Below are 18,113 nucleotides of genomic sequence, written 5' to 3' on the forward strand. Positions count from 1 at the left end.
TTTCAGTTGCTGAGGGGATAACAAAATTCCCCTCGGCACGGTTAGCTGGGATAGACGGGAGCGGAGGTGCTCATGACTGCGGTGGGACCACTCGATGCGATGTTCCTGCTCGGCGAGAGCCGGGAGCAGCCCATGCACGTCGGCGGGCTGATGCTGTTCGAGCTCCCCGAGGGGGCCGGCCGGGATCATGTCTTCCCCGAGGGGACCCGAGATTTCGTCTCCCGGCTGTACCACGAGGTGCTGGACGGGCCGACGGTGAATCCGGTCTTCGCCCGCCGGGTGCGGAACCGGGCGCTCGACCTCGGCTACTGGTCCTGGGAGCACGAGGACGACATCGACCTCGAGTACCACGTCCGACTGTCCGGGCTGGCTCGGCCAGGGCGGGTCCGGGAGCTGTTCGAGCTCACCAGCCGCCTGCATGGCACGCTGCTCGACCGGCATCGGCCGCTGTGGGAGATCCACCTGATCGAAGGCGTCCAGGGTCGCCGCTTTGCCGTCTACAGCAAGATCCACCACTCGATGATCGACGGCGTGACGGCGCTCAAGTGGATGCAGGACACGCTCACGACGGACCCGACGAAGACAGAGATGCCCGCGACCTTCGCCTTGCCCAGCAAGTCGCGCTCAGTGGTGGACAGCGGTCCCGGCCTACCGACCGTGACCGACCTGCTCGCAGCCATCGGCCGGACGCCGGGTCGCGCGGCGAGTGCGGTCGGCGGGACTGCACGGCTGCTCACTGACCTTGCGGGGCTGACCCCGGTGGGATTGAAGAGCTTGCTGCGGGAGCACTCCCCGGTCGCGTTCCAGGCGCCGCGGACGATCTTCAACCAGGGCATCACCGGCGCTCGGCGGTTCGCGGCGCAGTCCTGGCCGATCGAACGGTTGGAGAAGGTCCGCACGATCACCGGTGCGACGCTGAACGACGTACTGCTGGCGATGTGTTCCGGTGCCCTGCGCAACTATCTGCTCGAGCAGAACGCCTTACCTGACAAGCCTTTGACGGCCATGGTGCCGGTATCGCTCCGAGGTAAGGACGATGCTCCTGGTGGCGGCAATGCGTTGTCGACGCTGATCGCCGACCTCGCGACCGACGAGGCCGACGCCGAGCGCCGGATCAAACGGATCACGGCGTCGACGTCGTACAGCAAGGGTGTGCTGTCCGGGCTCAGCCCGGTGCAGAACCTGATGGTCGGCGCGCTCGGCTTCGCCGCTGCCGGCCCGTCCGCCGTGCTGCCGGGAGTCGCCGGGCACACCAATCCGCCGTACAACCTGGTCATCTCCAACGTGCCCGGCCCGGCCGAGAGCCCGCTGTACTGGAACCGCTCGAGACTCCTCGGCATGTACCCGGCGAGCATCGTGATGAACGGTCAGGCGCTGAACATCAGCGTCACCAGCTACGACCACGAACTCCACTTCGGCCTGGTCGGCTGCCGCCGTACCGTCCCGCACCTGCAGCGCCTCCTCGGCCACCTGGAAACGTCACTGGCCGAACTCGAGAACATCCACTAGATCCGTACGACGCCGGCCGGGGTCTCGAAGTGGGCGGCGATCAGGCCGGGCTGGCCGTTCGGGCCGGCCCACTGCACGTCGAGGTCGTCGAGCAGGTGGTCGGCCGGGTGGCCGATCCAGTCGGTGACGCGGATCGGGTCGCCGGCGATCTCCAGGGCGGTCAGGCGCAGGTCCTTGCCGCCGACCGACGGGTGCTGGGTGAGGTCGTCCCAGTGGATGAAGAACGGCAGCTGCGGGTCCGCGATCAGGCCCTTGACGCCGATCTGGCGCCAGGTCAGGTTCACCCCGTCGGGGCGGTGCCGGTTGCCGGGCACGGACTCGCGGCCGAGCCGCTTCTCCATCCGTTCCATGTCGCGGATCGCGACCACCCAGCCCAGCCAGCCGCCGCCGAGCTCCTTGCGGGCCCGGACCGCCTGGCCGAACGGCGCCTTGTCCGACGCCGGGTGGTCGAGCACGTCGACCACCTCGATGTAGCGGTCGTTCTCCAGCGGCAGGATGTAGTTGATCGTGCCGAACCGCGGGTGCACGCCCCCGTCGACGAACTCCGCACCTAGCTGCGCGGACAGCCGTTCGACCGTCGCCAGACACCCATCAGGGCCGGCCGCGTACGACAGATGATCCAGACGCATGCCAGCATTCTTGCCCCAAACCCCGACCTTTGTGGGGGATCTGCGTGTCGTTCGGACGAAGAATCAGCGCGAGGCGGGGTGCGGCAGGATCGGGCGGGCCGCTTCCAGCCGCTGCTTGCAGAGGTCGGCGAGGATGTCGTAGGCCTTGAGGCCCATCAGCGTCTGCAGCTCGACCTTGCTCGACTCGAAGACCGCCTCGACCCCGATGTGCGCGTCGGTGTTGCCGGTGCAGTACCAGTCCAGGTCGTGGCCACCGGCGCCCCAGCCGCGGCGGTCGTACTCACCGATGCCGACCTCCGTGTACGACGTCCCGTCCGGCCGCTCCACCTCGCGGAACGTGCGGCGGATGGGCAGCTGCCAGCAGACGTCGGGCTTGGTCTCGACGAAGTGCACGCCCTTCTTGAGCGCGAGTCCGTGCAGTGCGCAACCACCGCTGGTGCCGTTGAAGCCCGGGCGGTTCAGGAAGATGCAGGCACCCTCCCAGACTCGGGTCTTGCGGTCACCGTCGTCATCGGTCTCGACCCAGCCGTTGGCCTTGCCTTCCTTGCGGAACTGCCAGTCCTCCTTGGTCAGCTCCTTCACGTACTTCTTGACACGCTGCTCGTCCTCGTCGTCGGAGAAGTGCGCGCCGAGCGTGCAGCAGCCGTCGTTCGGCCGGCCCTTGTAGATCCCGGCGCAACCACCGCCGAAGATGCAGGTCCAGTTGGACGTCAGCCAGGTCAGGTCGCAGCGGAAGACCTGGTCGGGATCGTCGGGATCGGTGAACTCGACCCACGCACGCGGAAAATCAAGAGAAACCTCAGGCACTCGTGCAGCGTACGCGCCCGGTGCGGCGAACAGCGAACGGCAACTCCGAAACACCCGATACACCTGGAGTGAAGTAGTTTGTCGGGTATGCGGCTCGGCGTACTCGACGTAGGTTCCAACACCGTCCACCTGCTCGTGGTGGATGCGCACCGCGGTGCCGCACCGCTGCCGGCGTACTCGCACAAGACGGAGTTGCGGCTGGCCGAGCACCTGGACAAGGACGGCCGGATCGCCGACGAGGGCGCCGACGAGCTGGTCGCGTTCATCTCCGAGGCCGCCGAGCTGGCCGAGGACAAGGGGTGCGAGTCGGTGATGGCGTTCGCGACCTCCGCGCTGCGGGAGGCGCCGAACGGCGAGAAGGTGCTGGCCCGGGTGCGGTCCGAGAGCTCGGTCGATCTGCAGGTGCTGAGCGGGGTGGACGAGGCGCGGCTGACGTTCCTCGCCGTCCGGCGGTGGTTCGGCTGGTCGTCCGGCCGGCTCGCGGTGTTCGACATCGGTGGCGGTTCGCTGGAGATCGCGGCCGGTTCCGACGAGGAGCCGACGGTCGCGGTCTCGGTGCCGCTCGGCGCTGGGCGGCTGACCCGCGAGGGTGTGCACCAGGACCCCCCGGACAAGGACGAGGTCCGCGCGCTGCGCAAACGGATCCGGATGGAGATGGCCGCGGTGGCCGGCGGCGTACTGCGGGCCGGCAAGCCGCAGCGGTCCGTTGCCACCAGCAAGACCTTCCGGTCGCTGGCCCGGATCTGTGGGGCCGCGCCGTCCGACGACGGCCCGTACGTCCCGCGGACGCTGAACCGCGACGACCTGGCCGAGTGGACGCCCAAGCTGATCAAGATGACGTCGGCCGAGCGCTCCGACCTGCCGGGGGTCTCGGCCGGTCGCTCCTCGCAGCTGGTCGCCGGCGCGCTGGTCGCGGACGCGGTGATGGACCTGTTCGATCTGACCGCCCTCGAGGTCTGCCCGTGGGCGCTCCGTGAAGGCGTCATCCTGTCCCAGCTCGACCAGCTCCAGCCCCGGTGAGCCCCATGCCGTCTCAGACCGCCGCCAAGATCGGCCTGTCCACCGCCTCGGTCTACCCCGAGACCACCGCCAGTTGCTTCGAGCTGGCCTCCCGGCTCGGGTACGACGGTGTCGAGGTGATGGTCGGCATCGACCCGCTCAGCACCCAGATCGACGCGATCCAACGACTGGTCGATTACCACCAGTTGCCGGTGCTGGCGATCCACGCGCCCTGCCTGCTGATCACCCAGCGGGTCTGGGGGACTGACCCATGGGAGAAGCTCGAACGGTCCGCCGCGGCGGCAAAGGACCTTGGCGCGGATGTCGTCGTCGTCCATCCCCCGTTCCGTTGGCAGCGCGACTACGCTCGCGGTTTCGTCGACGGGATCGCGCGGCTCGAGGACGAGACCGGTGTGATCTTCGCGGTCGAGAACATGTACCCCTGGCGCGCGCCTGGCAAGGGCCTGCAGGCGTACGCGCCGAGCTGGGACCCGACCGAGCAGACCTACGCGCACACCACCCTCGACCTTTCGCACGCGTCGACCGCCGAGCAGGACTGTGTCGAGCTCGCCGGGACGATGGGCCGGACGCTCAAGCACATCCACCTCACCGACGGGACCGGTTCGGCCAAGGACGAGCACCTGGTGCCCGGCCGTGGGACCCAGCGGGCGGCGGATCTGCTGACCACGCTGGCGAACCAGGACTTCCGCGGCCACATCATCATCGAGATCAACACCCGGCGCGCGACCAGCCGGTCCGAGCGTGAGGTCGACCTGATCGAGTCGCTCGAGTTCACGCGTAAGCACTTCATTCGCACCTCCCGCCGTTCGTCGTCGTTCGCGGTCACCCCGGAGGGGGAGATCTCGGAGCTGACTCCGTGAGTCCCCGCCGTACGACGGAGACTCCGCGCGCCGGGCGTCGTCCCGGCGGACCGGACACCCGCGGTGAGATCCTCGAAGCGGCCCGGAAATCCTTTGCGGACAAGGGATTCACGGCCACCTCGATCCGCGCGGTCGCTCGCGAGGCCGGGGTCGACGCGGCGCTGGTGCACCACTATTTCGACAGCAAGGACGAGCTGTTCATCGAGTCGATGGCACTGCCGGTCGACCCGCGTGACCTCGCGGCCACGGTGCTCGACGGTCCGCGCGAGGAGATCGGCCGGCGGATCGCCACCGTGTTCCTCGGAGTGTGGGAGTCGCCCGACGGGCAGCAGCGGATGCGGGCGATCTTCCGCAGCATGGTGGGCAGCGAAGCCGTCGCCCGGGCGATGCGTGAAGGCATCACGCAGCTCATCCTGCAGCCGGTCTCGAAGGCTCTGGGTGCGCCCGACGCGGAGCTCCGGGTCAGCCTGGTCGCGACCCAATTGATCGGGATGGCGATGGTCCGCTATCTGATCGAGTTGGAGCCGGTCGCCTCGGCCGACCTGCAGACCCTGATCGACCGGCTGGCCCCCGTCCTTCAGCACCACCTCACCGGGTGATCCCGACCGACCGCGAGATCCTCGCGATCCACCGAGACGCCGCGCCGACCCAGGCCGACTTCGAGTCGGTCTACACGCATTGCCAGCTCGTCTGCTCACTCGCCGAGCAGTTCTTCGCCGGTCTCGACGTCGACACCGATCTCGTCCGCGCCGGAGCATTGCTCCACGACCTCGGCGTCTATCGAGTCGCCGGTACGGCGTACATCCGGCACGGCGTACTCGGCCACGAAACCCTTGCTGGGCTGGGGTTCCCGGACGAGATCTGCAGGTTCGCGTCGTGTCATACCGGCGTCGGGATCACGCGGAACGACGTACTGACTCAGGACCTGCCGATCCCGGTGGCGGACTATCTGCCGCGGACCCGGGAGGAGGAGTTGGTGATGTACGCCGACAAGTTCCACAGCAAGCGCACACCGCCGGTCTTCGTGAGCGGCGACAGCTACGAGGTGATCGTCAGCCGGTGGGGTGCGGCCAAGGCGGCGACCTTCGCGGACCTGAGACGCCGGTACGGCGACCCGGCGCTCGACGCCTTGAGCGCCGACACGGGGCATGCCGTGGTCTGAGGTGTTGCGTGAACGCCGGTCCTGGTGGGTTAATTCATCACATGGTGACAAATGCGGTGAGCTGCCGGGACGTCGGCGTGGTGCGCGGCGACCGGGAGGTCCTGCGCGGGGTGAGCTTCGAGCTGCGGACCGGCTCGGTGACCGGCCTGCTCGGGCCGTCGGGGTGCGGGAAGACGACGCTGATCCGCGCCATCGTGGGCTTGCAGGCGCGCGTCTCGGGCTCGGTGTCGGTGCTCGGGTCGCCGGCCGGCGCTGTCGGGTTGCGCGGGCGGATCGGGTACGTGACCCAGGAGCCCAGTGTGTACGGCGATCTGACGGTCGTGGAGAACCTGCGGTTCTTCGCGGCGGTCCTCGGGGTCCCGGCCTCCGACGTCCAGCGGGTTGTCGATGCGGTGGACCTGCGCTCGCACGCCGACGTACGGGTGGATCGGTTGTCGGGCGGGCAGCGGTCGCGCGCCTCGCTGGCGGCTGCACTGTTGGGGTCGCCCGAGTTGCTGGTTCTCGATGAGCCGACGGTGGGGTTGGACCCGGTACTGCGGCGGGACCTGTGGGAGCTGTTTCACCGGCTGGCGGGGGAGGGGGCGACCTTGCTGGTGTCCAGTCACGTGATGGACGAGGCGGGGCGCTGTGACCGGTTGCTGCTGATGCGGGACGGCGAACTGCTGGCGGACGAGACGCCGCGGGCGCTACTGGACTCCGTGGGCACAGATGACATCGAGCAGGCGTTCCTGACGCTCATCGACCGGAAGGCGGAGGCGCGATGACTCTGCGGGTAACGCTCGCGATCGCGGGCCGGGTGCTGGCGCAGCTGCGGCGGGATCACCGCACGGTCGCGATGCTGATCGTCCTGCCGGCCTTGCTGGTCACGCTGATGTGGTGGATGTTCCACGACTCACCGACCACCTTCGACCGGGTCGGCGGACCGCTGCTGGCGGTGTTCCCGGCGATCATCATGTTCATCGTGACCTCGGTCGCGACGCTGCGTGAACGATCGAGCGGGACGCTGTCGCGGCTGTTCACGCTGCCGATGGGGAAGCTCGACTTCCTGCTCGGGTACGCCGTCGCGTTCGCCGTGATCGCCGTCGTCCAGGCTCTCGTCGTGGTCTCGATCGCCTTGTACGCCTTGGGTTTGGACATCCAAGGCGCGGCCTGGCAGCTAGGCGTGGTCGCTGTTCTCGACGGAGTTCTCGGTACGGCGCTGGGTCTGTTCGCGAGCGCCTTCGCGGCCACCGAGTTCCAGGCGGTCCAGATGATGCCGGCCGTGATGATCCCGCAGATCCTGCTCTGCGGACTACTGCTCCCGCGGGATCACCTACCGGGCGTGCTGCATGCGGTGAGCACGGTGCTGCCGTTGTCCTACGCCGTCGACGCGGTGGTCGGAGTTGCCCAAGGCAACAGTCCGGTCGTGGACATCCTGGTGGTGCTGGCGTTCATAGTGGCGGCGCTCGGACTCGGCGCCGCCACCCTCAAACGCCGTACGGCTTAGTGGCTGTAGTCCTTCACGATCTTGCCGTTCTTGTCGTACGCGAACAGCTTCGGATACTCCTGCGGCTGCCGCGTGGGCGTCTGCCAGACGACGGCCCACCAGCCGTCGTTGACCGGCTGGGTGTGCGACTTGCCGTCCAGTGACACCTTGACCGAGACGGCATTCGCCGGGGCACGGCCCCACTGGGCGTAGCCGTCGTTGTAGCACTTCCGCAGCTTGTCGTCGCACGAGGCCGCCGTACCGGACCCGCCGGCGATCAGTTCGGCCCACTTCTCACCCTTGCCCGGGACCAGGATCGGATCGCTCGACCCCAGTTGCTGCATCCGCATGAACAGCGTGTTGTCGGACCGGGACCCGAACGGGTACCAGGTCGGTGCGGCGTAGATCGCGCAGGCCATCGCACTCCGGCCCGAGGGGGAGAGGGCGACGACCTCGGCGGTCCGGACGGCCTCGTTCCGGTCGGAGGCGACGATCCGCCAGCCGGTGACGTCGACCCAGGTCTGGATCGAACAGTTGCGGAGCAGACCGGCCTCCGTCTTCGGCAGCGGGTCCGCCTTGGACTCCGCGATCATCTTGGCCGTCGGCCGGTCGCCGCCGGGAATCTGGCAGAGATTGTCGCCCCTCGTCCCAGGCTTGAAGTCGAAGGACAGGCGATTACCGACCCGGTACGAGTCTCCCTTGAGCTTAAGTTTCGCGCCCGGGTTCCGGAGTGCGCAGAGCTCCGTGACCTGTTGCTTCGGGAGGTCCTTGAAGAGGGCTTCCTCGCCGCGCGGCAGGCCGGGCACCGGATCGAACTGGGACTGCTCGGCCGCCACCGGCGGACCGGCCTGAGTATTTCCGGGCAGGAACGCCGCGGCGACGGCGATCGCGGCGACGCCGGCGATTCCGCCTCCGACGCCGAGGAGCCGGCGGCGGCGCAGGCCGCCGCGGCCGCGGGCGAGGACGGCGTTGGTGTCGAAATCGGTCAGGGGTTCGGCGTGGGCGAGCCGGTGCAGTTCGTTGCCGACCTCAGGGTCGTTGTGGTTCATCGGGTTCTCCTTCACAGCGCCGGGCTCGTCCGTCGCATGGCCTTGCGGAGAGATTCGAGGCCGCGGGCCGCCTGGCTCTTGACCGTGCCTTCCGAACACCCGAGGGCCTCGGCGGTCTGCTCGACCGACAGGTCCTCGTAGTACCGGAGTACGACGCACGCCCGCTGGCGGGGACCGAGTGAACGCAGGGCTTCCAGCACCTGGTCCCGATCGGCATGGCCGGACGCGAAATCACCGGTCGCCTGCCGTTCGGGAATCACCGCGGTCGCCACCTCCCGGCGCCACGGCCGCCGCCCACCGTCGTACGCGGTGTTGACCACCATCCGGCGGGCGTAAGCGAACTGGTTACCCGCCCGGGCGACCTTCGGCCAGTGCAGGTAGAGCTTGTAGAGCGCCTCCTGAACGATGTCATCGGCCTTGTGCCGATCCCCGCTGATCAGGTAGGCGGTCCGCCGCAGCGACGGACTCGCCTCCTCGACGAACTCCACAAACGCCTGGTCCCGCTCGCTCATCCGCGCCTCCCACTCTCCATGTCCTCCCCAAGACGGAAAGCCTGCTCACCCAGGTTGCACCCTTAGAGGGCCGGTTTTCCCGGCTGGTAGACCCACGCCTGGAAGAACGCGCCGAGATCGCGGTGCGTCAGCCGCTCGACGTACTGGATGAACATCGTGGTGGAGACGTTGCTGTGCCGGTGGGTGGTCGGCCACTGCTTCAGGACCTGGAAGAAGGCCTTGTCACCGATCTTCAGGCGCAGCGCGTGCAGCGTCATCGCGCCGCGGGTGTAGACGAGGTCGTCGAAGATCTGGTCGCGGCCCGGGTCGGCCACCTTGCCGGTCCAGTTGTCCTCGCCGGCGTAGGCCTCCTCGAAGCTCTTCTGCGCCGGGACGCCCTTGAACTTCTCCTGGTAGAGCCACTCCGAGTAGGTGGCGAAGCCCTCGTTCAGCCAGATGTCGGACCAGCGCACCGGGGTGAGGCTGTCGCCGAACCACTGGTGGCCGAGCTCATGTGCGAGCAGACCGCCGCTGACGTTGCTGCTGCGCTGGTCGTACACCGGCCGGCCCTGGCTCTCCAGCGCGTAGTGGACGCCGATATCGCCGATGACCCCACCGGTCGAGCCGAACGGGTAGCGCCCGTACACCGATGACTCCCACTCGACGATCTGCGCGGTGGTCTCGTTGAACACCTTGCCCTGACCGGCCTTGGTGTCGACGGACTTGCCGATCGCCGTGATGTTCTGCCGCCCGTCGGACAGCTGGCCGTGCGTGACGTTGTAGTTCCCGATCGCGAGCATGCTCAGCTCACTGGCCATCGGCTGGTTCATCTGCCAGCGGAAGGTCGTGTGCTTGCCGTGCGTGGTGGTCCGGCCGGGCTCACCGTTGGCCAGCACGGTCAGACCGGTCGGGACCGTGATGGTCTGCGTGTACGTCGCCTTGTCGTCCGTCGTGTCGTTGACCGGGTAGTAGGTCGCCGCGCCGATCGGCTGGTTGAGCGCGACCGCGCCGTCCTTGGTCGCGGCCCACCCGGAGATACCGAGCGCCGGGTCATCGATCTTCTGCGGTACACCGGCGTACGTCACCGAGACGACGAACTTGCTCCCACGCCACAACCCGTGCCGCGGCGTGATCACCAGTTCCTGCGCGCCGGTCCGCTTGAACGACGCGGCCCGCCCGTTCACCGTCAGCTTGCTGATCTTCAACGGCCCCTGGAAGTCCAGGTCGAACCGCGAAAGGTTTTGGGTGGCCCTGGCAACGATCGTCGTCGTCGCGTCGATCGCCTTGGTCTTCGGATCGAACCCGAGCTTGATGTCGTAATGGCTGACGTCGTACCCGCCGTTCCCCATGTCCGGGAAGTACGGATCCCCAGCTCCGGCGGCTCCCGGCGAGAACGGCGTGGCGTTCGCCGTCACACCCGATGCTCCCGCCAACCCCACTGCCAAGATGACCGACAGCACCCCACGGCGACGTCCCACAAGTCCTCCTCGATAGTCCACAACCGGCACGTGCAGACTAAGCGACGAGGGACTAGCCCGAGAGGTGGGCGACGTTCTCCCAGGCGGGGTCCTGGGTGGTGGTGACGACTACTTTGCCGTGGGTCCAGCCGGGGGTGGCAGCTTTGAGTTGGGCGACGGCGGGCGTGGTGCCGTCGGTGTAGTAGTGCAGGAGGCGGGTGCCGGCGGAGGTCTCGTGGGCCAGCAGGTTGCCGGATCCGCCGAGGCGGGCGGTGAGATGGTCTTCGAAGGCACGGAGTTCGTCGAGCATGTCGGACTCGGGCAGGCCGTCCTCACGGACGACCGGGTAGCCGACGGAGATCTCGACGTGGGTGTCGAGGTGCGGGCGGCGGATCGAGCGCAGCGGGTATTCGGCGGTCGCGATCAGGCGGTGCCCGTCACGGGTACCTTCGAGCATCTTCCACGCCGGGCTGCCGTCCTCGAGCGTGTGCTCCGCAGCGAAGGCGGCAACAGCCGGCAGCAGTGCCGAGATCGGCCGCGGCTCCGGCGGTACGACGTCCAGCGTGTCGATCGCGCCGATCCAGGTCTCGACCATCTCCTCGCCGAGCACGAGATCGAGGATCAGGAACGTCACCCGCTGCCGCACGTCGACCGGTAGCTCCGGAAACGCCGGGTGATAGACCCCGACATGGATCGACGACGCATCTGGGTCGACCTCGACGACAGACTGCTCGATCGGTACGGCGGGCAGTCCCTCGAACTGGATCGTGCTGACCGGACCCGGTCGCCGCAGGTCGGCGTACTCCCAGAGGTGGTCCGACGCCGGGGCGGAGCGCAGCCAACGGCGGGCGGTCGCGCGGCGGCTCGGGTTGCCTGCGGCGGTGACGATCAGGGCGTGCTGGGCATGCAGGCCCGGGCCGAGCTCCCAGTCGAGCTCGGGGTGGACGCGGTTGACCCACTCGCTCAGCGTGGCGCCGATATCGGCGGGCTGCTTGCGGGCGATCGCGTCGGCGACCAGTTCCGAGCCGACCGAGGTCCACCAGGACCAGAACGCGCCGATCGGGTCGGCCTCCACGACGGCCGCCTTGCGACGCTTGAAGATGGGCATACGTCCTATCCTCCCTCGCTCGGGGGAGCAATACGTTCTGTGACCGGACCAGTACGCCGCTGGTGTGGTTCCGGCCACAGGATTATGGAGCGTCGTGTTCAGGCGCGTAGCCTGCTGACACCACTGGCATACGGGGCCGGGTGGCTTCGAGGAGGAGAACAGAAGTGCTTCGGCGAGTCCTGCTGGGCATGTCCCGCAGCCCCCAGATCAAGAAGGCCGTGTCGGCGATGCCGGTCTCCAGTGGCATCGTGGCGCGCTTCGTGGCCGGCGAGACCGCTCCGGAGGCCGTGCTGGCCACCGAGAAGCTGGTCAGCAACGGCCTGAACGTCACCCTCGACCACCTCGGCGAGGACGTCACCGACGTCGCCGCGGCGACCGCCACCGCGGATGCCTACCTCGAACTCCTGAAGCAGCTCTCGGCTGCGGGCCTGACCAAGAACGCCGAGGTGTCGGTCAAGCTCTCCGCGGTCGGCCAGGCGCTGCCCGGCGACGGCGAGAAGATCGCGCTGGAGAACGCCCGGACGATCTGCCACGCCGCCCGCAACGCCGGTACGACGGTCACCCTCGACATGGAGGACCACACCACCACCGACTCCACGCTGGGCATCCTGCGCGAGCTGCGCCAGGACTTCCCGGAGACCGGTGCGGTGCTGCAGGCCTACCTCCGCCGTACCGAGGGCGACTGCCGCGACCTGGCGCACGCCGGTTCCCGCGTCCGCCTCTGCAAGGGCGCCTACAAGGAGCCCGAGTCGGTCGCGTTCCAGGACAAGCGCCAGGTGGACAAGGCCTACGTCCGCGCGCTGAAGATCCTCATGAACGGCACCGGCTACCCGATGGTCGCGTCGCACGACCCGCGGCTGATCAACATCGCCGGCGCCCTCGCCGAACGCGCCAACCGGCAGCCGGGCTCCTTCGAGTTCCAGATGCTGTTCGGCATCCGTCCCGAGGAGCAGCTCCGGCTGGCGGGCCTCGGCCACACGATGCGCATCTACATCCCGTACGGCGAGGACTGGTACGGCTACCTGGTCCGTCGCCTGGCCGAGCGCCCCGCCAACCTGCAGTTCTTCGCGCGCTCGCTGATCAGCAAGAAGTAATCAGCAGGGCGATCCGTACTCGGTCCCGTACCAGCGGGACCAGTCACTCCAGTTGCGGGTGGCGCCGTCCTTCAGCTCGTACAACCGGAAGCGCACGCACTTGCCTTCCTCGTGGTCGTAGTTGCAGGTTCCCCAGCCGTCGGCCGACGGCAAGGCCTGGCAGTAGCGGTCCTTGCCGTAGTTGGTCTGGACGTGGACGACCGCCGCCCACCCGTTGGTCCAGCCGTCGAAGACCCACTGCACGTCGCCCACCCACTGGAAGCAGGTCGAGCCGACGTTCGTCCCACCGAACCGGCAGTTGTCGTAGTTGGGCGGTCCGGCGGCCTTGGTGGCTTTGAGCGGATGAGTGGCGTCGGCCTCCGCGGCGTTGGCCTCGGTCAGGCTGGTGCTCAGCAGGAGCAGTGCGGCGGCCGCGGCGGCCAGGGGACGGCGAATGCGCATGGGCGGTTCCTTCACGGGCGGAGACAGAGGTAGGACATCCTATGAGTCGTCCGTGGACAAATGGTCAGAGGCCTGGGCGGATCATCAGTAACCTGTGGGCATGACTGACCAGGTGGCCATTCTCGGGGCCGGTGTGATGGGCGAGACGTTGTTGTCGGGGCTGATCCGGGCCGGCCGGCGACCGGAACAGCTGCTGATCACCGAGCGGCGTGCGGAGCGGGCGGCCGAGCTGCGCGAGCGGTACGGCGTGGATGTCGTGTCCAACCTGGATGCGGCCGCGAAGGCCGACACCTTGGTGCTGGTCGTGAAGCCGCAGGACATGCCGGAGCTGCTGGCCGAGATCGCCCCGGTGGTGAAGCCGTCCCAGACCGTGGTGTCACTGGCCGCGGGTATCTCGACCACCTTCATCGAGTCGCGGCTGCCCGAAGGGGTCGCGGTTGTCCGGGTCATGCCGAACACTCCCGCGCTCGTTGACGAGGGGATGGCTGCCATCTCTCGCGGCGCGCACTGCGACGAGAGCCACCTCGTGCTGGCCGAGGGCCTGCTGTCCGCGACCGGCCGGGTGATCCGGGTCCCGGAGAAGCAGCAGGACGCGGTGACCGCGATCTCCGGGTCCGGACCGGCGTACATCTTCTTCGTGGTGGAGTCGATGATCGAGGCCGGCGTGCACATGGGCCTGCCGCGGACGACGGCGACCGACCTGGTCGTGCAGACCCTGGTCGGGTCGGCCAAGCTGCTGCGCGAGACCGGTGAGCACCCGACCGTACTGCGGGAGCGCGTGACCTCACCGGGCGGTACGACGGCCGCCGCCGTACGGGAACTCGAGGACCACAAGGTCCGGGCCGCGTTCCTGTCCGCGATCGAGGCGGCGCGTAACCGCTCGCGCGATCTCGCCGCCGAATAACACCTCCGGTGGTGCTGGCGTTATTGTGAGGGCCGCAGTTCTGTCAAGGGAGTCCCGCCTGTGGCTAATCGTTCGGCGCAGAAGAGCCCCGAGCAGCTGAGCCCTGCCCCGGAACCGGTGGCAGAGCTGCCGGTGCTGCCGTGGCGGGTCCCGGTCGATCCCGCACCGTGGTGGGCCTGGGCGCTGTTCGTGGCGCCGTTCGTCGCCGTACCGGCACTGAACTCCTGGCTCTGGATGGGCGCCCGCGACATCCTCGCTGTCTTCCTGCTGACGATCATCGGCGCCTCCGTGGTTCGCGTCGCCGGTGGTGTCGTGCTCTACCGGGTGATGCTGACGCCGACCGCCCTCAAGGCGCGGACGAGCATGCTGATCCGCAGCCTGCCCTGGCAGGACGTGGACAAGATCGAGGTCGGCGACGACAACGTCGTCCTGACCCGGGGCAAGGACGAGAACGAGATCAACGGCATCCCGACCGACCGCACCACCGAGGTCGCCGCCGTGATGGAGGCCCTGCGCCGGCAGGCCGCCGGCCGCCCCGCCCGTCGCGCGACCCCGCGCCCCGGCATCGGCGCCCTGCTCGTCCTGCTCTACCTCGTGCTCTCCATCGGCTCTTTCCTGCTCCGCTGGCACCTCGTCTGATCCGTCGCCCGACGTAGGGTCGAGGCCATGGACTTTTCCTTTTGGCCGAACGCCGGTCGCACCTGGACCGAGATCCTCGAGGGCGCCGAGTACGCCGAGCGCACCGGCTGGCACGGCGTCTGGATCGCCGACCATTTCATGAAGAACGACGACGATCTGTCGATCCCGGTGAACGAGGCGTTCGCGCTGCTCGCCGGTCTCGCCGTCCGGACCGAGCGGGTGCGGATCGGTTCGATGGTGCTGGGCAACACCTACCGGCACCCGGCCGTCGCCGCCAACGCGGCCGCGACCATCGACCAGATGAGCAACGGCCGGTTCGTCTACGGCATCGGCGCCGGCTGGCAGGTGAACGAGCACGAGGTCTACGGCATCGAGCTGCCGCCGGTTAAGCAGTTGCTGGCCCGCTTCGAAGAGGCCTGCCAGGTGGTCACCGGTCTGCTCACCCAGGAGCGCACGACCTTCGACGGCAAGTACTACCAGCTCAAGGACGCCCCGCTCGAGCCCAAGCCCACCAAGCTCCCCGTACTGATCGGGGCCTCGGGGGAAAAGGTTGCCCTCGGCATCGTCGCCAAGTACGCCGACGAGTGGAACCACTGGGGACGCCCGGATCTCGCTGCCCACAAGGGCAAAGTCTTCGCCGAGCACTGCGAGCGCATCGGCCGCGATCCCAAGTCGGTACGGCGTTCCGCCCAGACCTTCCTCGAAGTGATCGCCCCCGGCGACACCGAGGCAGTCGCCCGCAAGGAGAACTTCGAGTCCCGTGGCCTGCACGTGATCATGGGCTCGGCACAGGAAGTCCTCGACATCGTTGCCCAGTACCCCGAAGCCGGCATCGACGAGATCCTCGTCCCCGACCACTGGTTCGGCTCCGGCGCCAAGCGCTTCGAAACCCTCGAACGCCTCCGCGAAGAGGTCTTCAACAAGATCTAGAGGGACAGCGTGGCCATCACGGGCCAGTGATCGCTGGGCAGCCGTCCGCCGGGACGGAAGTGCGAGACGGCTGCCTCGGTCACGGTCCACGCGGGGCTGATCAGGATGTGGTCGATGCGGTCGTCGTCCTCGGCGCCGGTGAAGTCGTGCCAGCTACCACCCGCATCAGCCGGTACGGCGTACCGCAGGCCGGCGTTGGTGAGGGCCTTCAACGGTGGTGAATCCGGGGTCGCGTTGAGGTCGCCCATCACGATCCAGGGCAGGTCACCGGCGGTCCATTTCGCGACCAGGCGCGACGACTGGAGCTGCGCGACCTCGCCGGCGTGGTCATAGTGCGTGTTCAGGACACCGATCGTCGTACCGCTGCGGTGCCGGAGCCAGACGAGTGTCGCCACTCGGGTCAGGTCCGCATCCCAGCCGACCGATCCCGGCGTACCGGGGTCGTCGGACAGCCAGCGGGTCTCGGAGCGCTCGATCCGCCAGTCGCCGGCGCGGACCATGACCGAGGAGCGTTCGCCGGCGTCGATCCCGTCGTCGCGGCCGACGCCGACGATCTCGTACTTCGGGAAGCGGAACCGCAGGTACTCGAGCTGATCGGGCAGCACTTCCTGCAGCCCGACCACGTCGGCGTCGAGGAGTTCGATCGCCGCCACCGCCGCACTCCGTCGTACCGGCCAGGCGTTGTCGCCGTCCGGGGCGGAGGAATTGCGAAGGTTGAAGGTGGCGGCTCGGATCTTCATGGCATTGATCCTGCCAAACCGATGGCTCGCATCGCTGCTTGGAGTCGGGGTGTGCTCGCTTCGAGTGCCCGGTCTCGCCCCTGAGCGAGCAGTTCGTCGATCGCGCCGGGGTCGGTCGCGAGCCGGGCGTACTCCTTCTGCAGCGGCTCGATGACGGCCAGTACGGCGTCCGCGACGTCCCGCTTGAGATCGCCGTACGACGAGTACGCCGCGGCCAACGCGACCGGATCGCCGTCGGTGCACGCGGCCAGGATCTCCAGCAGGTTGGTCACTCCTGGCTTGTTGTCCTCGTCGTGGCGGATCTCGTTCTCGGAGTCGGTGACGGCCCGCATGATCTGGCGACGGATGACGTCCGGCGGGTCGAGCAGCCGGATGGTCCCGACCGCGTCGTCGGAGTCGGACTTGCTCATCTTGGCCGTCGGGGTGGTCAGGTCCTTGATCCGTGTGGCCAGCGCCGCCTTGTGCAGCTTCGGTACGACGAACGTCTCGCCGTACTCGCGGTTGAACCGGATCGCGACGTCCCGGGCCAGCTCCACGTGCTGGTCCTGGTCACCGCCGACGGGCACCTGCTCGGCGCCGTACAGGAGGATGTCGGCCGCCATCAGACACGGATAGGTGAACAGGGACGCCCGCGTCATCGGGCGGCCGCCCTTCTCCTTGTACTGGATCATCCGGCCCAGCTCACCGACGTACGTGGTGCACTCGAGCAGGTAGGCGAGCTGGGCATGCGTGGGGACGTCGGACTGGACGAAGACCGCCCCCGGTGGGATGCCCGCGGCGAGCATCAGCGTCGCGCACTCCCGGGTGAGGGCGGCGAGCCGTCGTGGATCGTGCCGGGTGGTCATGGCGTGCAGGTTCGCGACGAAGTAGAAACCGTCGGGGTCGGTGAACCGGGACAGGGCGCCGAGGTGGTTGCCGAGGGTTAGGCGGCCGGACGGCGTGATGCCGGAGAGCGAGGTCATGATCTGTGCCTTTCGGGTGAGTTGGGGTCTCACCGGGGCACAAAAAAGGCCGTCTCGGCGAGACGGCCTCATGGATGCGCGTGAACGCTGGGTGACCGCCCTAGACGGCCCACCACTGCTGCAGACGAGTGTTCACGGGCCCAAGCGTAGCCCGGGACCCGGCTCCAGGGCCAGTGCAGGCTCACTCTGGGCGACAGATCTGCTTTCTCTTGCAATTCTTGTAACGCTTTGCAGTCCAACCGCGATGAACCGGCTGTTGGACCCGCTGCTGACCCAGCGCTCGGGCGGGCCGGCGCAGCCTGGGAGGGGTGTTGCGCCGCCCGCCGTACCGGGTTTGTCAGGATGAGGTCATGACGGTGCGGGTACGGCGACTGGCCGAGGACGATTGGGAAATCCTGCGTGAGGTCCGGCGGCGCGCCCTGCTCGAGGCGCCGGGATCCTTCTACGAGACGCACGGCGACTCGATCGCGCTGACCCCGGCCGACTGGCGCGCCCGGCTGAGCTCCGACACCAAGGTGACCCTGCTGGCCGAGTCCGACGGCGCACCCGCGGGCATGGTGATCGGCGTACCGGCCGGTCCGGACGAACGGGACCCGGATGCCGCCCTGATGCTTTCGATGTGGGTCGACCCGTCGTTCCGCGGCGTCGGAGTGGCCGATGCGCTCACCACCTCGCTGCTGAACTGGTCCCGGGGGCAGGCCTACAAGCGGCTGCTGCTCTGGGTGTACGACGCCGCTCCGCGGGCCGCGGCCTTCTACCGCCGGGCCGGTTTCCGGCCGACCGGGCGCATCGAGACGTTCTACGACCCGACGCGCCCGCTCACGCTGATGTCCCAAACGCTCTAGG

At 68.3% G+C, this 18,113-nt stretch carries 21 protein-coding genes; 12 read left to right on the plus strand and 9 right to left on the minus strand.

Going from position 1 to position 18,113, the window contains the following annotated elements:
* The first annotated feature begins 72 nt into the window (after window positions 1-72).
* Window positions 73-1,509, plus strand: coding sequence for a wax ester/triacylglycerol synthase family O-acyltransferase (locus tag ACIA49_RS08655; RefSeq protein WP_396376508.1), 1,437 nt, complete (start codon window positions 73-75; stop codon window positions 1,507-1,509).
* On the opposite strand, the gene ACIA49_RS08660 is transcribed toward ACIA49_RS08655, so the two are convergent.
* Together ACIA49_RS08660 and ACIA49_RS08665 are read right to left on the minus strand one after the other, a co-directional pair.
* Complete coding sequence (locus ACIA49_RS08660; RefSeq protein ID WP_396376509.1) at window positions 1,506-2,138, minus strand: VOC family protein; 633 nt, start codon at window positions 2,136-2,138, stop codon at window positions 1,506-1,508. The two genes, ACIA49_RS08655 and ACIA49_RS08660, sit on opposite strands and share 4 nt — an antisense overlap.
* Window positions 2,139-2,201: 63 nt before the next feature.
* Complete coding sequence (locus ACIA49_RS08665; RefSeq protein ID WP_396376510.1) at window positions 2,202-2,945, minus strand: hypothetical protein; 744 nt, start codon at window positions 2,943-2,945, stop codon at window positions 2,202-2,204.
* An 87-nt stretch (window positions 2,946-3,032) separates the two neighbouring features.
* Between ACIA49_RS08665 and ACIA49_RS08670 the strand changes: the two genes are divergently transcribed.
* Genes ACIA49_RS08670 through ACIA49_RS08695 form a run of 6 tightly spaced genes read left to right on the plus strand, consistent with a single transcriptional unit; the run spans window position 3,033 to window position 7,473 of the window.
* The gene (locus ACIA49_RS08670; protein ID WP_396376511.1) at window positions 3,033-3,965 is read left to right on the plus strand and encodes a Ppx/GppA family phosphatase; all 933 of its coding nucleotides are present in this window, start codon (window positions 3,033-3,035) and stop codon (window positions 3,963-3,965) included.
* A 5-nt stretch (window positions 3,966-3,970) separates the two neighbouring features.
* A complete protein-coding gene (locus ACIA49_RS08675) occupies window positions 3,971-4,825 on the plus strand; it encodes a sugar phosphate isomerase/epimerase family protein (RefSeq protein ID WP_396376512.1) in 855 nt (284 codons plus the stop codon).
* Complete coding sequence (locus ACIA49_RS08680) at window positions 4,822-5,424, plus strand: TetR family transcriptional regulator (RefSeq protein WP_396376513.1); 603 nt, start codon at window positions 4,822-4,824, stop codon at window positions 5,422-5,424. Before ACIA49_RS08675 ends, ACIA49_RS08680 begins: the two co-directional genes overlap by 4 nt.
* Window positions 5,421-5,987: an HDIG domain-containing metalloprotein gene (locus tag ACIA49_RS08685; RefSeq protein ID WP_396376514.1), complete on the plus strand. Its 567-nt coding sequence runs from the start codon at window positions 5,421-5,423 to the stop codon at window positions 5,985-5,987. The genes ACIA49_RS08680 and ACIA49_RS08685 overlap by 4 nt, the downstream gene beginning before the upstream one ends.
* Window positions 5,988-6,028: 41 nt before the next feature.
* A complete protein-coding gene (locus ACIA49_RS08690; RefSeq protein ID WP_396376515.1) occupies window positions 6,029-6,751 on the plus strand; it encodes an ABC transporter ATP-binding protein in 723 nt (240 codons plus the stop codon).
* Window positions 6,748-7,473 carry an ABC transporter permease gene (locus ACIA49_RS08695; RefSeq protein ID WP_396376516.1) on the plus strand — a complete coding sequence of 242 codons (726 nt, stop codon included), beginning with the start codon at window positions 6,748-6,750 and terminating at the stop codon, window positions 7,471-7,473. The genes ACIA49_RS08690 and ACIA49_RS08695 overlap by 4 nt, the downstream gene beginning before the upstream one ends.
* Here the strand turns inward: ACIA49_RS08695 and ACIA49_RS08700 are convergent.
* The 4 genes from ACIA49_RS08700 to ACIA49_RS08715 form a co-directional block, all read right to left on the minus strand.
* Window positions 7,470-8,501 (minus strand): hypothetical protein, encoded by a 1,032-nt coding sequence (locus ACIA49_RS08700; protein WP_396376517.1) that lies wholly within the window; start codon window positions 8,499-8,501, stop codon window positions 7,470-7,472. The genes ACIA49_RS08695 and ACIA49_RS08700 overlap by 4 nt on opposite strands.
* An 11-nt stretch (window positions 8,502-8,512) precedes the next feature.
* Entirely contained in the window at window positions 8,513-9,013 is a 501-nt protein-coding gene (locus tag ACIA49_RS08705; protein WP_396376518.1) for a SigE family RNA polymerase sigma factor, read from the minus strand.
* 62 nt (window positions 9,014-9,075) lie between these two features.
* Window positions 9,076-10,470 carry a M1 family metallopeptidase gene (locus ACIA49_RS08710; RefSeq protein ID WP_396376519.1) on the minus strand — a complete coding sequence of 465 codons (1,395 nt, stop codon included), beginning with the start codon at window positions 10,468-10,470 and terminating at the stop codon, window positions 9,076-9,078.
* A gap of 52 nt (window positions 10,471-10,522) precedes the next feature.
* The gene (locus tag ACIA49_RS08715; RefSeq protein ID WP_396376520.1) at window positions 10,523-11,557 is read right to left on the minus strand and encodes a DUF695 domain-containing protein; all 1,035 of its coding nucleotides are present in this window, start codon (window positions 11,555-11,557) and stop codon (window positions 10,523-10,525) included.
* Between the two features lie 164 nt (window positions 11,558-11,721).
* Here ACIA49_RS08715 and ACIA49_RS08720 point away from each other — a divergent pair, with 164 nt between their 5' ends.
* The gene (locus ACIA49_RS08720; protein WP_396376521.1) at window positions 11,722-12,651 is read left to right on the plus strand and encodes a proline dehydrogenase family protein; all 930 of its coding nucleotides are present in this window, start codon (window positions 11,722-11,724) and stop codon (window positions 12,649-12,651) included.
* Here ACIA49_RS08720 and ACIA49_RS08725 read toward each other — a convergent pair whose 3' ends face one another.
* Window positions 12,652-13,092 carry a hypothetical protein gene (locus ACIA49_RS08725; protein WP_396376523.1) on the minus strand — a complete coding sequence of 147 codons (441 nt, stop codon included), beginning with the start codon at window positions 13,090-13,092 and terminating at the stop codon, window positions 12,652-12,654.
* Between the two features lie 100 nt (window positions 13,093-13,192).
* On the opposite strand from ACIA49_RS08725, the gene proC reads away from it, so the two are divergent.
* The 3 genes from proC to ACIA49_RS08740 are packed head-to-tail and all read left to right on the plus strand — an operon-like array spanning window position 13,193 to window position 15,565.
* Window positions 13,193-13,996: a pyrroline-5-carboxylate reductase gene (gene proC, locus ACIA49_RS08730; RefSeq protein ID WP_391541133.1), complete on the plus strand. Its 804-nt coding sequence runs from the start codon at window positions 13,193-13,195 to the stop codon at window positions 13,994-13,996.
* 60 nt (window positions 13,997-14,056) lie between these two features.
* The gene (locus tag ACIA49_RS08735; protein ID WP_396376524.1) at window positions 14,057-14,635 is read left to right on the plus strand and encodes a hypothetical protein; all 579 of its coding nucleotides are present in this window, start codon (window positions 14,057-14,059) and stop codon (window positions 14,633-14,635) included.
* 27 nt (window positions 14,636-14,662) lie between these two features.
* Window positions 14,663-15,565 (plus strand): TIGR03560 family F420-dependent LLM class oxidoreductase, encoded by a 903-nt coding sequence (locus ACIA49_RS08740; RefSeq protein ID WP_396376525.1) that lies wholly within the window; start codon window positions 14,663-14,665, stop codon window positions 15,563-15,565.
* Here ACIA49_RS08740 and ACIA49_RS08745 read toward each other — a convergent pair.
* Together ACIA49_RS08745 and trpS are read right to left on the minus strand one after the other, a co-directional pair.
* Complete coding sequence (locus ACIA49_RS08745; protein ID WP_396376526.1) at window positions 15,562-16,305, minus strand: endonuclease/exonuclease/phosphatase family protein; 744 nt, start codon at window positions 16,303-16,305, stop codon at window positions 15,562-15,564. The genes ACIA49_RS08740 and ACIA49_RS08745 overlap by 4 nt on opposite strands.
* Complete coding sequence (trpS, locus tag ACIA49_RS08750) at window positions 16,302-17,267, minus strand: tryptophan--tRNA ligase (protein WP_396376527.1); 966 nt, start codon at window positions 17,265-17,267, stop codon at window positions 16,302-16,304. Before trpS ends, ACIA49_RS08745 begins: the two co-directional genes overlap by 4 nt.
* A 350-nt stretch (window positions 17,268-17,617) precedes the next feature.
* Between trpS and ACIA49_RS08755 the strand changes: the two genes are divergently transcribed.
* Complete coding sequence (locus ACIA49_RS08755; RefSeq protein ID WP_396376528.1) at window positions 17,618-18,112, plus strand: GNAT family N-acetyltransferase; 495 nt, start codon at window positions 17,618-17,620, stop codon at window positions 18,110-18,112.
* Window position 18,113: the final 1 nt, after the last annotated feature.

This window comes from Kribbella sp. NPDC051587, from assembly GCF_044453945.1.
GTDB lineage: Bacteria > Actinomycetota > Actinomycetes > Propionibacteriales > Kribbellaceae > Kribbella.

Bases quoted from the DNA above. Each gene is read 5' to 3' on its own strand.
- ACIA49_RS08655 (WP_396376508.1), top strand. From the start codon at position 73: ATGACTGCGGTGGGACCACTCGATGCGATGTTCCTGCTCGGCGAGAGC.
- ACIA49_RS08660 (WP_396376509.1), bottom strand. From the start codon at position 2,138: ATGCGTCTGGATCATCTGTCGTACGCGGCCGGCCCTGATGGGTGTCTG.
- ACIA49_RS08670 (WP_396376511.1), top strand. From the start codon at position 3,033: ATGCGGCTCGGCGTACTCGACGTAGGTTCCAACACCGTCCACCTGCTC.
- ACIA49_RS08675 (WP_396376512.1), top strand. From the start codon at position 3,971: ATGCCGTCTCAGACCGCCGCCAAGATCGGCCTGTCCACCGCCTCGGTC.
- ACIA49_RS08690 (WP_396376515.1), top strand. From the start codon at position 6,029: ATGGTGACAAATGCGGTGAGCTGCCGGGACGTCGGCGTGGTGCGCGGC.
- ACIA49_RS08695 (WP_396376516.1), top strand. From the start codon at position 6,748: ATGACTCTGCGGGTAACGCTCGCGATCGCGGGCCGGGTGCTGGCGCAG.
- ACIA49_RS08700 (WP_396376517.1), bottom strand. From the start codon at position 8,501: ATGAACCACAACGACCCTGAGGTCGGCAACGAACTGCACCGGCTCGCC.
- ACIA49_RS08705 (WP_396376518.1), bottom strand. From the start codon at position 9,013: ATGAGCGAGCGGGACCAGGCGTTTGTGGAGTTCGTCGAGGAGGCGAGT.
- ACIA49_RS08715 (WP_396376520.1), bottom strand. From the start codon at position 11,557: ATGCCCATCTTCAAGCGTCGCAAGGCGGCCGTCGTGGAGGCCGACCCG.
- ACIA49_RS08725 (WP_396376523.1), bottom strand. From the start codon at position 13,092: ATGCGCATTCGCCGTCCCCTGGCCGCCGCGGCCGCCGCACTGCTCCTG.
- proC (WP_391541133.1), top strand. From the start codon at position 13,193: ATGACTGACCAGGTGGCCATTCTCGGGGCCGGTGTGATGGGCGAGACG.
- ACIA49_RS08740 (WP_396376525.1), top strand. From the start codon at position 14,663: ATGGACTTTTCCTTTTGGCCGAACGCCGGTCGCACCTGGACCGAGATC.
- ACIA49_RS08745 (WP_396376526.1), bottom strand. From the start codon at position 16,305: ATGAAGATCCGAGCCGCCACCTTCAACCTTCGCAATTCCTCCGCCCCG.
- trpS (WP_396376527.1), bottom strand. From the start codon at position 17,267: ATGACCTCGCTCTCCGGCATCACGCCGTCCGGCCGCCTAACCCTCGGC.
- ACIA49_RS08755 (WP_396376528.1), top strand. From the start codon at position 17,618: ATGACGGTGCGGGTACGGCGACTGGCCGAGGACGATTGGGAAATCCTG.